The sequence below is a fragment of the Hwanghaeella grinnelliae genome (assembly GCF_004005845.1).
Classification (GTDB): domain Bacteria; phylum Pseudomonadota; class Alphaproteobacteria; order UBA8366; family Aestuariispiraceae; genus Hwanghaeella; species Hwanghaeella grinnelliae.
The window spans coordinates 366,236-380,670 of sequence record NZ_SADE01000002.1; the positions used below are offsets into that span (position 1 = coordinate 366,236).

At 60.4% G+C, this 14,435-nt stretch carries 12 protein-coding genes, 1 tRNA gene and 1 riboswitch; of the genes, 5 read left to right on the forward strand and 8 right to left on the reverse strand.

Annotation, left to right across the window (positions count from 1 at the left end; translation table 11 throughout):
- Positions 1-53: 53 nt before the first annotated feature.
- Complete coding sequence (locus EOI86_RS12395; RefSeq protein ID WP_161973813.1) at positions 54-509, reverse strand: DUF4864 domain-containing protein; 456 nt, start codon at positions 507-509, stop codon at positions 54-56.
- A 117-nt stretch (positions 510-626) separates the two neighbouring features.
- The gene (locus EOI86_RS12400) at positions 627-1,823 is read right to left on the reverse strand and encodes a hypothetical protein (protein WP_127765514.1); all 1,197 of its coding nucleotides are present in this window, start codon (positions 1,821-1,823) and stop codon (positions 627-629) included.
- 633 nt (positions 1,824-2,456) lie between these two features.
- Here EOI86_RS12400 and EOI86_RS12405 point away from each other — a divergent pair.
- A tRNA-Arg gene (locus EOI86_RS12405) sits at positions 2,457-2,533 on the forward strand.
- A 355-nt stretch (positions 2,534-2,888) separates the two neighbouring features.
- Here EOI86_RS12405 and EOI86_RS24770 read toward each other — a convergent pair.
- Together EOI86_RS24770 and EOI86_RS12415 are read right to left on the reverse strand one after the other, a co-directional pair.
- Entirely contained in the window at positions 2,889-3,071 is a 183-nt protein-coding gene (locus EOI86_RS24770; RefSeq protein ID WP_240035652.1) for a type II toxin-antitoxin system RelE/ParE family toxin, read from the reverse strand.
- Positions 3,058-3,315 carry a type II toxin-antitoxin system ParD family antitoxin gene (locus EOI86_RS12415; protein WP_240035653.1) on the reverse strand — a complete coding sequence of 86 codons (258 nt, stop codon included), beginning with the start codon at positions 3,313-3,315 and terminating at the stop codon, positions 3,058-3,060. The genes EOI86_RS24770 and EOI86_RS12415 overlap by 14 nt, the downstream gene beginning before the upstream one ends.
- 257 nt (positions 3,316-3,572) lie before the next feature.
- Here EOI86_RS12415 and EOI86_RS12420 point away from each other — a divergent pair, with 257 nt between their 5' ends.
- The 3 genes from EOI86_RS12420 (at position 3,573) to EOI86_RS12430 (ending at position 7,100) form a co-directional block, all read left to right on the forward strand.
- Positions 3,573-4,235: a hypothetical protein gene (locus EOI86_RS12420; RefSeq protein WP_127765515.1), complete on the forward strand. Its 663-nt coding sequence runs from the start codon at positions 3,573-3,575 to the stop codon at positions 4,233-4,235.
- Between the two features lie 502 nt (positions 4,236-4,737).
- Positions 4,738-6,243 carry a DUF4153 domain-containing protein gene (locus tag EOI86_RS12425; protein ID WP_127765516.1) on the forward strand — a complete coding sequence of 502 codons (1,506 nt, stop codon included), beginning with the start codon at positions 4,738-4,740 and terminating at the stop codon, positions 6,241-6,243.
- Positions 6,244-6,350: 107 nt separating this feature from the next.
- Positions 6,351-7,100 (forward strand): NYN domain-containing protein, encoded by a 750-nt coding sequence (locus tag EOI86_RS12430; protein WP_127765517.1) that lies wholly within the window; start codon positions 6,351-6,353, stop codon positions 7,098-7,100.
- Positions 7,101-7,121: 21 nt separating this feature from the next.
- Here EOI86_RS12430 and EOI86_RS12435 read toward each other — a convergent pair whose 3' ends face one another.
- The gene (locus EOI86_RS12435; RefSeq protein ID WP_127765518.1) at positions 7,122-9,218 is read right to left on the reverse strand and encodes an ATP-binding protein; all 2,097 of its coding nucleotides are present in this window, start codon (positions 9,216-9,218) and stop codon (positions 7,122-7,124) included.
- A 333-nt stretch (positions 9,219-9,551) separates the two neighbouring features.
- A riboswitch (cobalamin riboswitch) is annotated at positions 9,552-9,797 on the forward strand.
- A gap of 104 nt (positions 9,798-9,901) precedes the next feature.
- Here EOI86_RS12435 and EOI86_RS12440 point away from each other — a divergent pair.
- Positions 9,902-10,555 (forward strand): HupE/UreJ family protein, encoded by a 654-nt coding sequence (locus EOI86_RS12440; protein WP_127765519.1) that lies wholly within the window; start codon positions 9,902-9,904, stop codon positions 10,553-10,555.
- An 87-nt stretch (positions 10,556-10,642) separates the two neighbouring features.
- Here the strand turns inward: EOI86_RS12440 and EOI86_RS12445 are convergent, their stop codons facing one another.
- The 3 genes from EOI86_RS12445 to EOI86_RS12455 all read right to left on the reverse strand — a co-directional run bounded on the left by EOI86_RS12445 (position 10,643) and on the right by EOI86_RS12455 (position 14,430).
- A complete protein-coding gene (locus EOI86_RS12445; RefSeq protein WP_127765520.1) occupies positions 10,643-12,568 on the reverse strand; it encodes a motility associated factor glycosyltransferase family protein in 1,926 nt (641 codons plus the stop codon).
- 130 nt (positions 12,569-12,698) lie between these two features.
- Positions 12,699-13,913 carry a sensor histidine kinase gene (locus EOI86_RS12450; RefSeq protein ID WP_127765521.1) on the reverse strand — a complete coding sequence of 405 codons (1,215 nt, stop codon included), beginning with the start codon at positions 13,911-13,913 and terminating at the stop codon, positions 12,699-12,701.
- 127 nt (positions 13,914-14,040) lie between these two features.
- The gene (locus EOI86_RS12455) at positions 14,041-14,430 is read right to left on the reverse strand and encodes a DUF6165 family protein (RefSeq protein ID WP_127765522.1); all 390 of its coding nucleotides are present in this window, start codon (positions 14,428-14,430) and stop codon (positions 14,041-14,043) included.
- Positions 14,431-14,435: the final 5 nt, after the last annotated feature.

Sequence of the window (14,435 nt, forward strand, 5' to 3'; positions counted from 1 at the left end):
CGCGCGTTGCTGTCCGGCGATTTGATAGACCGGTTAGGGCCGGTTGAAAAGCGTTACACGGCTGCGTCCGGATCCTCGGTGATGTAGACGGCGGCGATCTTCCATGTCCCGTCTTCCTGGCGTTCCATTTGATAGATCGCGATCCGGCGTTTGCCGTCGCGGTCGATGACCCGGACCGCCTGATACAGGTCGCCGCCCTTCGCCCTGACGTCCAGAAACTCAACCGCGGCCGGATCGATCAGGAAGCCATAGCCACCCCGGACCATGTCCATGAAGACTTCGGCGGTGGGGAAGATGGTGCGGATATTCGGCGCCGCGAAACCGTAGGCCCCCGGCCCGTCATTCCGGCGGAAAGCGTTTAGCTGGCTTTCGATGACGGTGACAATGGCGGCTTGCTGTTCGGCTGTTTGCGCCTGCCCGGCGCGGGGAAGGCCGGCAAGACAGGCCGCGAGGATCAGAATTGTCAGGGTGGGGGCGTGGAGACGGGAAAACGCTGGAATGCGGGTCATGACCTTTCCCTTTTCATCGACCGGAACGGAAAACGGCCCCGGTCGGGGCCGCTTTCTCATATTAGGTACGAACGAGCCGGCGAAAAGGATTACCCCCTCTCAATCGGCGGGCCCCGGTCAGCGAACGAAAACGTGGACTTCGTTGTTCGCGACCGCGTCCGTCGTGGTCAACAGCTGAACCCGGCTTGAGGAAATCCCCATATCGGTCAGCGTGCGCAGCACGTCTTCCGCATTCCGCTTCGCCGCCGAGTTGTTCAGGGCGATATTCGCGGCATTGCCCTGGGCCGGACTGACGGCCAGCAGGTCGAACGTGGCGTTCGGTTTGCGGGACAGGGCCTGACTGACCGCGTTGAACAGCGCCTGCTGGTACTGCACGTTCGGCCGGTCGAACCGGATGATCACCAGCGGCGGGTCGCTCGCATCGGGCACGGTGGCCCGGGCGGCCGCGCGGGCCAGGTTTTCGGTCTGCGTGAAGGCCTGGGTCGCCAGGCTGGAGCCATAAAGCTCACCGTTCTTGATCGCCAGTGACAGGGTCGTCATGTTTTGACGCTCGCTGTTCACATAGATGTTCTGGCGGCTGATATCCTGGCTCAATTCATTCAGCGTGCGGTCCACTTCGACGACCGCCTGATGAACTTTGTCCTCCAGGATCCGCAAGCGCACATGGTCTTCCTCGACCGCGCCGCTGAGGCCATAGGTCGCCTGAACCGCGTTCAACAGATATTGGCCGAAGGCGGCGTGTTCGGCCGCGTCATTCGACAGAACGGTGACCTGCGGCGTCACTTCCGCGATGCTTTCCAGCGCGCTCTGCGCCTGATTCCACTGGGCGACCAGGATCGGGTTGCCCGGCGTCGTCCCCTGCTGCAGGCGCGCGGTGATCGCGGCGACCAGCTGATGATATTGATCGGCCGAGGCACGCCCCTGTTCCATGATCGCATTGGCACGGGCCTTGATGTCGCCCACGCTGCCTTCCAGCTTGGCCAGATCGCCCTGCATGGCGTCGACCTTGCGACCGACGAAAGTCTGGCCGATCGTCGGCGTCGTGACGCCCGTGGAAGCAACCGCGCTTTGCGATTGCAGCTGCTGCTGGATGGATTGCTGTGCCGCCGGCTGCTGATACCCGGAGGAGGCCGGCGCCGGAATTTCCGACGTCGCCAAAGGTGCCGGTTCCGGCTGCGACGGGGCCTGCACGGTGGTCGGCGCGCCGACCGGGTCGGGTGCCTCCGTCGTCGGCCATAGTGCTTCACACCCAGCCAAGGCGACAGACGCCGTGACGAGCAAACCAGTTTTCCAAGTGCCGCTGATCTTCCGCATGTGACCTTCGCGCCTCAACCCTGCCCCAATTCCAAATCGAATAACGAATACTCTAAAACAATACTCACAAGACAAAAACCACGCTTTTGGGCGATCTATACTTGATGCACCCTAAACGTTATTGCCTGAAAGGTCACCCTTAATTGCCCCTTCGCAGCGCGGAAACTTGGCGATCCCGCTATGCGGCCCACCAGACGTTCCCCCGAAACGTCCCTGCAACGGCACCGAGCCGGACGATCCTTTAAGACCGAAGGCTAAATGCCTGCAACGCTTGAACAACCTTTCCCCTTTCCCAACAGGGACCGGGCCGACTGTCAAGCCGCGCGCATCTTACGGGAGAAGAAAATCACCCACAAGACAGGCCCGTCCCGGCTTTTCGACAAATGCCGTCCATCCGGCAGCTCCCATCGGGCGCCCGCCCAAGGTTCCCGGAAGGCCCCGCAGGCGAACACCCTTCCTTAAGGGTCACCCGAAAACCCTGAAGAAATCATTAAAACGGATGCCTTAATTCGGTGCTTGCCATCCCCCGCATCATCCTGTACCAACCGCCCTCGCATCGGCCAAGCCGATACGCGGTCCCTGGAAACCGGCCTTCTCGAAGGCTATCCTGGGGCGGGTCCGAAAAGGCCCTGCGCGCCCGTAGCTCAGTTGGATAGAGTGCTTGACTACGAATCAAGAGGTCGGGAGTTCGAATCTTCCCGGGCGCGCCATTTTCTCTTTTATATTTTGACCCTCAAGCGCCGGGCGACCGCATCCGCGGTCTTGGGCTTTCCTCGCATAAGCTCGGGCGGCCGGTCGGCCTTGTGAACCCTGGCGGGTTCTTGACCCTCAATCGCCGGGCGACCGCATCCGCGGTCTTGGGCTTTCCTCGCATTAGCTCGGGCGGCCGGTCGACCTTGCGAACCCTGGCGGCTTCAAATCTTCCCGGGTGCGCATTCCTCCCTATGGACTCTATTCGTCGGCCGACAAAATAGTCGGGTCTTCACGCCCCAGCACACGCATGATTTCTACTGAGTCGCCATCGACGCGATAATAGATGGCGTGGCCGCCAAAGGCGCAACGCCGTTAGCCCGGCCGTATCTCATCCACGGCACGATAGAGATGCGGGTTTTCTGTAAGCTGATCGATACGGTCGAACAGACCATCGAAATAGCTGTCCGCCTGCGGCAGCCCGAATTGCTCGATGCCAAACCCGTAAAGGCGCCTCAGGTCCTCCGCCGCGTGACGGCTGAGCCTATAGCCCGCCATTCTTTTTCAGTTCATCTTGAACGGAGCGGCGAATGTCATCCTTTCCAAGGCTAGCGAACCCGCCTTCCTCGGCCTGGATAAGCGCGGCGCGGATGCGCTCGATCTCGGCGCTGCGCAGTTGCTTTTCGCGGATGGCTTCACGCACGACTTCGCTGTCCGACGCGTAGTGGCCGGACGCCAATTGCGCCTGAATCCATTCTTCCTGCTGTTCCGTCACGGTGATGCTTTTCTTGATCATGCTCATGGTGTTTCCACGGAAACTTCAGCTAAGCGACTTTATCCTACTTTATCCTACCATTACCTCTATGTCAGCCGGAATCCCTGCCTTTCGAGCCGCAACGAGCCCGTGTAGCCTCAGCTTTCCGCGCATGAGCTCGGCCGATGATCGACATGACATCCTGGGTAACGATCCAGCACGCTTTTTGATTCTTTCACTGAGATTTGTCGACGTGCTATCATCTTCGCTTATCGCCAACTCCGCCTGCTGTTTGGACGGTTTCAATGCGCATTGTTGTTCGGTTTATCGCCACGCTCCTGTTCATTTCGATGCTCGCCGCGTGCGGCACACATATGGGCTCGGAAGTTGCACGAACGCCGCTGGGTGATGGCGAAATGCTTTTCTTTTACGATATCGCCGCCTTCGATCAGGCACGCGGCGAGTTTAGAGATTCCGTCCCGGGGCAGTTCTGGAAGACCATCGGCGATGACGAGCTAGTGCTGACAGACACAGCGTTAATTCCCCTTGACCATGTGCTGTTCCCGAACGCGGGCAAGACCGGCAAGTCATTCCTCGGCATTGTGCGTGGTCCGGCTCGGGACCAATACTTGTATTGGTCCGGTACGCCTTCCGATTTCTTTTGGAGCAGTCGCATAGGCCAACAGATATCGATGCACGCCGAACCACAAAAAGCGATTTACGTGGGCACGATCACCTATCTGTTTGACCGGGGCAGGTTCGGCATCAAAGTCCTGAATAATTTCGAACGAGCGAAAGCCGAATTCTTACGCCGCTATCCGGAATTCGATGGGCTGGTCGTGGAGCACATCGCTGAAAAAGGGTGGCGCGACGGCATGATATTGGCGACCAGGGAATATCAACGATCCTACGTTAACTCCATCGCAGCAGAAGCAGCCGTGATGGGAGCGCTTATCGGAAGTCAGTAAGAGGGCATCAGAAGGCCCTGCATGATCCCCTGAAGACCCATTCCGCCTTTCTCACATGGGTGTGGGCATCATGCTACGAAACTATACACGCCCGTGGCTCGTTTCGATGGAGGACTCGACCACGAATCAAAAAGTGCGAGTTTCAACCCTTCCCGCGCGCACCAATTCCCCGTGATGATTTGAAACGCGACATCCCAACCAGATGGGCAACGGCCCCCGCTGCACTGCGTCCTTCGCCTCTATTTCCTTGAACAAGCCCGAACAAAACCGCGATTTGGCCCCAATTGCGCCACGGTATTGACGTATTCCGGATGCATAACCCTGCGCATGACAACGCGCATCGACCCCTCCGACATGCCCCTTCCACGGATCCCCGACCGGGTACTGCAAGACGGCTGGTGGCTGTGTGCCGGGTCGTGCGATTCGGTTCGTGAAACGGGTTTCGCGGCCGAGCCGGCACGTCGCGCAGAACCGGACCCCCAACGCTGAACGAGGGCATGCCATGCCAACGGCCGTAACGACGAAACCCTTCATCCTGCCCAAACCAGGCATACGCCGTTCCTTCCTTTTGGCGGGTTTGATGATCGCGGTGGCGGATTGGCTTTTCTATGACAGGCCTTTGGGTATATCGGTCATCGTCGCCGTCACGGTGGTCGCGCTTGGTGTCGTCGCCGGACTTTCCAAGCCGGTCCCGAAGCGCCGGATTGCCATTGCCGTCGCCTTGTTGGCCGCATCCGTACTGCCGATTCTGGAATATGCCAGCACGCTTTCCCTATTTATTGTAATAATGGGAATCGCCAGCTTTGCCATCCTGCTCAATCAGGATATTCCAACCCGCCTCGAGGGCCTGCTGTTCAAAAGCGCCAGCCTGTTAACGTCGGGTCCCTTTCAATTGATCCGCACGGTTCGGCAGATGAAGCGCGCCGGAAGACGCGCCAAGTGCCGCCATTCGATGTCGCAAGTCATTCTTCCCTGGATCATGCCCATCGGGCTCGGCCTGATCTTTCTGCTGCTGTTCCGGTTGGCAAATCCATTGATCGAGAGTTGGTTGGCGTCACTTGTCCCCGACATGACGGGCAATACCATCAAGGCCGGGCGAATTTGCTTTTGGGCCGGCGCGCTGATCGCTGTGTGGCCGTTCGTCCGGCTGAAGCGATCATCGGCTGTCTTCCCGGCAACACCCGTGACCACCGGTTTCGGCCAGCCGGTGGTTGGCGGTCGCCATGCGGACGCCCTTTTCGGCACAGATACCGTGATCCGGTCGCTCGCGGCATTCAATGCTCTCTTCCTGATCCAAACGGGCCTTGACCTGTTCTATCTTTGGGGCGGGACGCGCCTTCCCATCGGCATGACCCATGCGGAATACGCGCATAGGGGCGCTTACCCACTTGTCTTCACGGCGTTGCTTGCCGGGGCCGTTATCCTGTTCGCGATGCGGCCGGGCAGCCGTACCGAAGGGAACCCGGCCGTGCGCAAGCTGGTCTATCTGTGGACCGCGCAAAACGTCTTGCTGGTGATGTCGTCGATCTTCCGGCTGCAGCTCTATGTGGCCGAATATGCCCTGACCTATCTGCGCATCGCCGCCTTCGTCTGGATGGGGTTGGTCGCGGCTGGCCTTGTCCTGATCGTCGTGCGGATCGTGTTGCAGAAATCGAACCGCTGGCTGATTTCCGCCAATACACTGGCGCTTGTGGCGACGCTATATGTCTGCGCCTTCGTCAACTTTCCCTATTTCATTGCCGCCTATAACCTCAACCACGGTGGCGCCCCGACTATTACCAAGACCTCCAGTTGGTCGAACTCCGTGGATGCCGCCTATATCTGCTCCCTCGGTGTTCACGCCTTCCCCGCGGTCGAAACCTTTGTTCCACGCGGGCCGGAAAACCCATCCCGCTATGCGACATGTTTCGGCAAGCGGCTCGCCAAATTTCTGCGCGACAGCGATGACTGGCGATCATGGAGTTTTCGGAACCAGCGTTTGCTGAACTTTCTGGATATCCCCCATTGACTGTCAGTCCTCGAAACAAAGCCGCGCAAGCGGCGTGCGGTCCTGTTAGAATCGTGCTTTGTCGCGTACGAACACCGGCGCGCAATTCTGGAACGGAAAGATAACCCATGGCTGAAACAAGCGAACCACGCCTTGCGGTGCTGATCGACGCGGATAATGCGTCGGCGAAGATCGCGGATGGGCTTTTTGAGGAGATCGCGAAGATCGGTGAGGCCAGCGTGCGGCGGATCTATGGCGATTTTTCCGGCACGCGGCTGAAATCCTGGGCGGAGGTCTTGTCCAAACACGCGATCACGGCGAGCCAGAACTTCGCCAATACCACGGGTAAGAACGCGTCCGACATCGCCCTGGTGATCGAGGCGATGGACCTGCTGCATAGCGGCCGGTTCGACGGGTTCTGCCTGGTGTCGTCGGACAGCGACTTCACGCGGCTTGCCTCGCGCATTCGCGAACAGGGTGTGGATGTCTATGGTTTCGGCGAACAGAAAACGCCGGAGAGTTTCCGCCAAGCCTGCCGCCGGTTCATCTATACGGAAAACCTGTTGCCCGGCGCGGCCAATGCGGAAACCCAGTCCGAGCCCGACGCCCCACCCGGCAAGGCGCTGAAATCGCCCAGCGCGGCAACCCCGCTGCTGCGCAAAGCCATCGCGCAATTGGAAGACGATGACGGCTGGGTGGGCCTGGGCGCGGTCGGCAAGCAGCTTGCGAACCTGGCATCGGATTTCGACTCCCGGACTTACGGACAGGCCAAGCTGATGGGCCTGGTGGAGAAGACCGGGTCTTTCGAGATCAAGAAGGAAGGCGGCATGATCTATGTCCGCGCCAAATCCCGGAGCAAGAGCAAGGGGCCGAAATAGGGGCCGGTAATCGAATGGGGATCAGGCCACCGCGACTTCCCGCACGATGCGGTCTTCCGGGAATCGGACCGTGACGGTCGTGCCCTTGGCGGGGATGGATTCGATGGTCATCGAGCCCTGATGCAGGCGCATCATGGCGCGTACAAGCGGCAGGCCGAGGCCGGTCCCCTGATCGTTGCGGATATAGGCTGAGCCGGTTTGAGCGAACGGCTCAACCGCCTGGCCGATTTCCGCCCGTGTCATGCCGACGCCGGTGTCGATGACGCTGATGGCAAGCCGTTCATCCGTTTCCAAGGCCGTCCTGACCGTGACGCAGCCGCCCTGATCGGTGAATTTGATGGCGTTGGAGGTGAGGTTGATGAGCACCTGCTTCACCAGCCGCCGGTCGGCGTGCAGTGCGGGCAGATTGTACGCCCCGTCAAAGGCCAGGGTGACCCCCGCTTTTCGGACATTCGGTTCCACCAACCGCAGCACTTCATCGACGACTATACCGACATCGACATCGGTTTCGTGCAGATCGAGCTTGCCGGCTTCGATCCGGGAATGTTCCAGCAGATCGTTGATCAGGGACAGCAGATGGCCGCCGGCCTCACGTATGGATTTTGTGTAATCCTCATACTTCCCGTTACCGCCGAGCGGTCCGAAGCTTTCCAGCTCCATCGCTTCGGCGAAGCCGATGATGGCATTCAGGGGGGTGCGCAGCTCGTGGCTCATGCTGGCCAGGAAGGAGGATTTCGCCTGGCTTGCGCTTTCCGCCGCCGATTTCGCGCGGACCAGCTCGTTCATCGTCTTTTCCAGATACAGCATGTGCTGGTTCACCCGGCCGACGACCTGATTGTATTTCTGCGCCACGGGTTCGATCTCGGACCCGATATGGATGCGGACCGGCTGCAGATGGGAATCCGCATCCTGGTTCTTTTCCATGTCGTCGATGATGTCGATGATGGGTGAGCTTTCATCGTGTTCGAAGACGTTGAGGCCCACGCGTTCCCCTTCCGCCGAGACGCGCAGCGGCAGTACCCTGTTCAGCAGTTTGAACAACACGAAGGCGACGCCGAAACTATAGGTGCCGATGGCCAGCACGCCGAGCGCTTGCACCATCAGCTGGTCGAGAATTGGAATGGCGAAGGTGCCCGCCGGTGCCAAGGGCACGAGGCCGATCGTCCCGGCCACGCCGGCGAACAGGTGCACGGGAACCGCGCCGACCGCGTCGTCGACCTTGCAGCGGACCAGCAGATATTCGCCCGCCAGAACCGCCAGGCCGCCCGCGACCCCGATCACAGCCGCCCCTTCGGTGGTTAGGATATGCGCGCCCGCTGTGATCGCGACCAAACCGCCGAGAATGCCGTTGAACAGTTTGCCGATATGGACCCGGCGGGTCAGGGCGTAACTGACGGCCTGGGTGATCATACCGCCGAAACAGGCGGCGATTGTCGTGTTCAGAATGATATGCGGAACCATGGCGTTGAAATGCAGGGTCGATCCGCCATTGAAGCCGAACCACCCGACCCAGAGGCAGATGACGCCCAGCGCCGACAGCGACAGATTGTTGGGCTGCGGCGGTTTCTCCTTGCCGTCGAAACGACCCATGCGCGGACCGATGATCAGCAACACGGCAAGCGCGACCCAGCCGCCGACCGAATGCACCACGGTCGACCCGGCGAAGTCGACGAAGCCCATCGCCTCCAGCCAACCCATGGCGCCACCGTCGATCCCGCTCCAGGCCCAGCCGCCGGACACCGGATAGATCGCCAGCGCGACGACCAGCGTGATGCAGCTATAGGCCAGAAACCCGACACGTTCCGCCACCGCGCCGGATATGATGGTCGTCGCGGTGCCGCAAAAAAGCGATTGGAAGAGCAGGAAGGCGGATGGCCAGCCGGTTCCAAGATCCGCCTCGCCCGGCTGATAGAGCCGGCCGTCGGCGAACATGATCGACGCGCCGATCAGCCAGAAGGTCGCGGTGGAAAGGCACAGATCGGCGAGGTTCTTGGCGGCGACATTGACGTTGTTGCGCGCGCGGACGTAGCCGGATTCAAGCGCACAGAATCCGCCTTGCATGACCAGTATCAGCGCGGCGGCGATAATGATCCAAGCAACGTCGATATAGTTTTCCATTGGCTACGCTCGCGAATACGAACCGCAATCCGTCCCAAAGCGCCGCCAATGCCGCTGAATTCGAAACCCCGTCATGCCCCCACAGCCCCCCGGCCGTAAAACTTCGAACATCCGGCCCAGTACTGCACCGGCCCAGACCAAATATTTGCGACCAATTTTCCCAGCCGCAGATAGAATCCACCCAGATTTATTGGTTATTATTCAGAAACTATTACGAATCTTCAAAGAACCGGCAAGAGTCTTTTTGTTTTTACTTGCGCACCGACAGAGGCGGTCATCGCTTTTCACGGTGCTTTCAGGTCAACAACCCAATTGCATTCCGGTCCGGCTTGGGCCATGGTTTCCGTCGATGGTTCCGGGACTTGGAGCGTAAGTTCTGGATGAAAAGGGAACACGGTGAGGCGTACCCATCAGGGACCGAGACCGTGGCTGCCCCCGCAACTGTAAGCGGAGTGCCGTGCCCAACAAGCCACTGACCCTGCCGGGCGATCCGCAAGGAAACCGGCACACAGGGTTGGGAAGGCGGGCGGAAGGCGATACTTCGCGAGCCAGGAGACCTGCCATCGAGATCAATCACGTGGTCGGACGGGGTGTTCCGGGACCGGATAATTGAGAAGCTTCTTCCCATTATCCCCCAAAGGCACAGACCCGGCCGGCCAGTCACCTTTTTTGAGGGGGAATAAATGCGTCAGATCTTTCTAGCGGGTGTGCTACTCACCACTTTCGCCAGCCCGGCTTTTGCACACCACGCCATGGGCGGTGCACCGATGGAAACATTCGGGGACGGGCTGCTGTCGGGCATCGGTCATCCGTTGCTTGGCTTCGATCACCTGTTCTTCGTAGTCGCGATGGGCATCGCCGCCCTGTTCACCGGGCGCAAATACCTGACCCCGGCCGCCTATATCGGCGGCATGCTGATCGGCTGCTATGCCATGTATGCCGGCATCGGCCTGCCGATGAAGGAAGCGGTCATCGGATTGTCCCTGTTGGTCGTGGGCGGGATCGTCCTGTCGGGCCGCGGCCTGTCGGCCGGCGCTTTCATGGCACTGTTCCTGGTCTTCGGCCTGTTCCACGGCTCCGCCTTCGGCGACAGCATGGCGGCACAGGAAGGCGGCGTCGGCGGTGCGGTTCTGATCGGCTACCTGATCGGCCTGGGCGCCCTGCAATACGGTGTTGCCCTGGCTGCCGGCCGGGTTGCGGAAACCCTGTTCAAGGTTTCCTCCCCGAAAGCGATCGAAGCCCGTTTGGCGGGCGCGGTCGTCGCGGGCGTCGGCCTGTTCCTGTCGCTGGAAACCGCCGAAGGCATCGTCATGAACGCGCTGGGCTGGGGCGTCTGACCGACCCCATCACAGCCGTTACGGCACAAGACAAAGGGCGCGGTTTTCCGCGCCCTTTTTCGTTGTCAGTTCGTTGTCACAAGGCCTTCATTCCGGCGCGTCGAATTGGGACATGGCCGTGCTGCGCATCGTCTTCACATGCGCGGCCAGCGTCTCCAGGAAGGTTTCGAAAAAGGCCGGGCGCGCTTCCCGGTCAAGCCGCCGAATCAAGTAGTGGCCCAGCATCATGCAGCGGTCCAGCGTGCCCGACGCGCAATAGCGCGCGGCGATATCGGGGGTATGGGCGTCTTCCAAACCGGGCGCCTGCATCAAGGGCTTCAGCTGTGTGTGCAGCGCCAGGAATCCGGTTCCCCGGGCGCGGTAAAGGGTGCGCTCCACCCTGTCGAACCAATCGGTAAGGGCCAGACGATAGCCGTCGACGCATACCTCCAGAAACAACTCGTCCGCATCCGGCGCCGGCAGGTCGGCCAGCAGATCCGCCACCATGCCGGCGCGGTCCAATTCCAGCGCATCGACCGGCGCTTGTTCCGGGCGGGCGGGACGGGCACCGGGCAGGGCGACGCCGTCGCTGAAATTCAGAACCCTGCATTGCGGCGCGCTTTCCAGCAGCCGGGTCAGAAACATCTGTGCGTATTGGAAGCTGGGCGTGGTATGGGCGGTGCCGCCGAAATTCGCCGGGGCGGGCACATCGATCTGTTCCATCCCCGTGCCGCCCTGCCAATAGGGGTCGTCCGTGGCGTAATATTGACTGTCGCGGGAATGATGCCGGTCCGTCTCACGGGCGCCGAGGTCGACGCCGAAAAGCCAGATATCGGTGACGCCGAAGCCGATGGCGGCGCGTACCGCCGTGTTGATCGCCGTCGGCCCCGCCAGGTCCATCGCCCCCGCATCCGGCGAAAAGACGCGCGCGCCCGTCGTCGCAGGCCGGAAATACAACAACCTGCGGGAAAACAGTTCCCCGATCCTGGGGTCGATCGGGTTGCCGCCGATCAGCACCGTGCCGTCGAAATCGTAATCCGCCCGGGTCGCGGCCAGCATGTCGGCCATGTCGGAGGTATTCTCCAACTCGCAATGGAAGTCGGGTTGAATACCGTGGCGCAGCAGGACCCGTAGCGACGAACCGCCTGAGAAAACCAGCGCACGGCCGGCCAGCTCCTTGATCAAGGGGATCGCCGCGTCCACCGAAGGGCCGCTGCCGACGATCAGCGCCGGGGCGGAAAGGCCGCCCTTGGGCCCGTCACGGAACAATTTCCAATCATGCCGCTTCAGGTTCGCCCAAGTATTCCGGAACATAAGGATTTCATCTTCCAGAAAGCCCGACGAAACCTCCAACAGTTTCGAGCGCGCCGCCACCCGGTCCAGCACCGCCCGGTTATGCGGCGCGTCCAGATGGGTCATGAAATAGCTGCCGTCGATCAAGGCGGCATTCGCCCCGCGCAGGGCGAAGATGATCTCGCTCGCCGCATTGTCGGGATTGCCGTTCGCGACCAGGGTCACCGTTCCGCCGCGCGCTTCGACCGCCCGGAAAATTCCGGCCCAGGGCAGGGCGTGCAAGCTCCAATAAATCAGGTCGGGGTCGGTCTCATAGATCACCAGGTCCCGGGTTTCGAACGCTTCCAGGACAAGCGGCAGGAAAATTCCCAAGCCAAGCCCGAAGCAGACGAACCCGCCCGCATCCGGTGTCGGTACCGGATCGGCCTTCATATTTCCCAGCTTGCTGTAGAGATCGTCGATGAACCGGTCGCCGGCCAGGGTCCGCATCGGGCTGGTGCCGGGTGGCTGAATCAAATGCCGCGTCGGCTTCCGCTTGAATTCCTCGACCTGGGTATAGGCGGCCGTCAAGGCATCCGGATTGTAAAGCGGGTTGCCGTTCGCATCATACAGGTTCAAATCACCCTGTGCGGCCGATCCCTTTAGGTGATAGGCGCCGCCCTGCCGTTCCGCGGCCGCATCGACGATGGTTCCCATCCCGGCGCGGCGAAAGGCTTCAATACTTTGCTCGAAATATGACATGGGTGACGCGATTCACTCTGGCTTTCCGCTAAACAGGCCCGTTTTCTGCGGAAAATCCTGGCATGCTTCGCCCGGAAAGGGAAATCCCGTTTCACGGTTCAATGCATATCATGATACCCTTAAGAAAAGATCAGGCGGCGGCTGCCGCCCGCGCGGGTGCCTTCGCACGGCGCTTTCCCAAGGTGACGGAGAAACAGGAACCTTCCCCCGGCACGGACCGCAAGGCGAGGCATCCACCGTTCAAATCGACCAATTGCCGGACCAGCGCCAGGCCGAGGCCCGACCCTTCGGATTGGCGGGAATACTTGTTATCGACCTGTTCGAAGGGCTGGAAGACGCGTTTCTGATCCTTTTCCGCAATGCCCACACCGGTATCTTCGACTTCGATGATCACCTCGTTCGCATTCAGCTCCCGGACCGTGACCGCGACCAGGCCGCCTTTTGGCGTGTATTTGATCGCATTTCCGACGAGATTCGTCAGAATTTGCCGCACAGAGCGCGGGTCGGCGAAACACGGCAAGGGCGCTTCCGGAATTCTGGCGGTAAAGGCAAGTTCCTGCTTAACCGCCTTGGCGGAAAACCCTTCCACCACGGGCCGGAGATAATCAGCCAGGTCGAATTCCTCGCGCTCGGTCTCGACCTTGCCGGATTCGATCTTCGCGATGTCGAGGACATCGTTGATCAATTCCAACAAATGCGCGCCGCTGTCATGAATATGCCCGGCATAGTCGGAATAGGTTTCCGGTACATCCTCGCCCATGACGCGGTCGCGGATCAATTCCGCGAATCCAAGAATGGCGTTCAAGGGTGTTCGCAGTTCGTGGCTCATCGTGGCCAGAAACTGCGACTTCGCCGTGTTCGCGCGGTCCGCGTCCTGCTTCGCTTCGATCAACTCGGCGGTCTGGATGCGGATCGTCTCGGTCGACAATCGCAATACGTCCGCACCGGTCCCGACCCCAAGATAGGCACCGTCCCGCACCACGATGAAGCCCTGTACCACCGCGGTGGGTTTCTCACCGAGTATCCGTCGGCTGAGAACAGACAGGGGAACGACGGCATCCACGATCAGCGGCGATGCGTCCATCAGGCTGGTTATTGGGCGACGGGCGTAAAGCGACCGGCCATAGGGCGCGGCGAAGGTGAGCAGGAATTGGTGCCGGCCGACCAAACCGACGGGTCGGCCTGCTTCATCGACAACCGGCAGCACGAAAAGATCGGGATCGCCGCAGAAAAGCTCGTAGACCGTTTCGCATCGCGTCCTTGTCAGACACGGTTCCACGATTGTGGCGACCGCACCCAGGCTGACCGCGCGCTCCCCGACGGACAGGGAAATAGAAGATTGCATACATACCCCCGCACAAAATTGCCCCCCGCATATATTTGCGCGGGCCAAGCCTCATCCGGGGAAGGTTAACAAATCCCAAAGTTTTGTTAACGGACCGGGGCGGGGTTATCCGTGATTCCGCAGACCTTCAGTCATAAGACGCGTAGGATTTTTCTTCATAAATATCTGATTTCATAAGCGTATTTATCTCACGCTTAAGCGCGGCGCGGCGATCGTTGGTTTTGTAGACGGCCCGCGCGAGTTCTATGAAGGTTTTGTTAAAGTTCTTCTCGCGCTCGCAATCGCGGATGTCGTCTTCGATCCGCCACAGGCTTTCGTTTACCGTGCGCAGCCCGTCTGTCGCCGCGGCGACGCCGTCCGGCAAGGTGCCCGCTTTGTCGCGGACCGCCGAAAGGAGCGCCAGTTCCTTCCGCACGTTTTCGAGCGCCGCCGGATCTTCGAGTTTCTGCTGCTTGATCTCCAGAATCGTGATTTTGTCGATCAACTCGCCCCAGGATACGGGCACCAACACGGACATTAGGC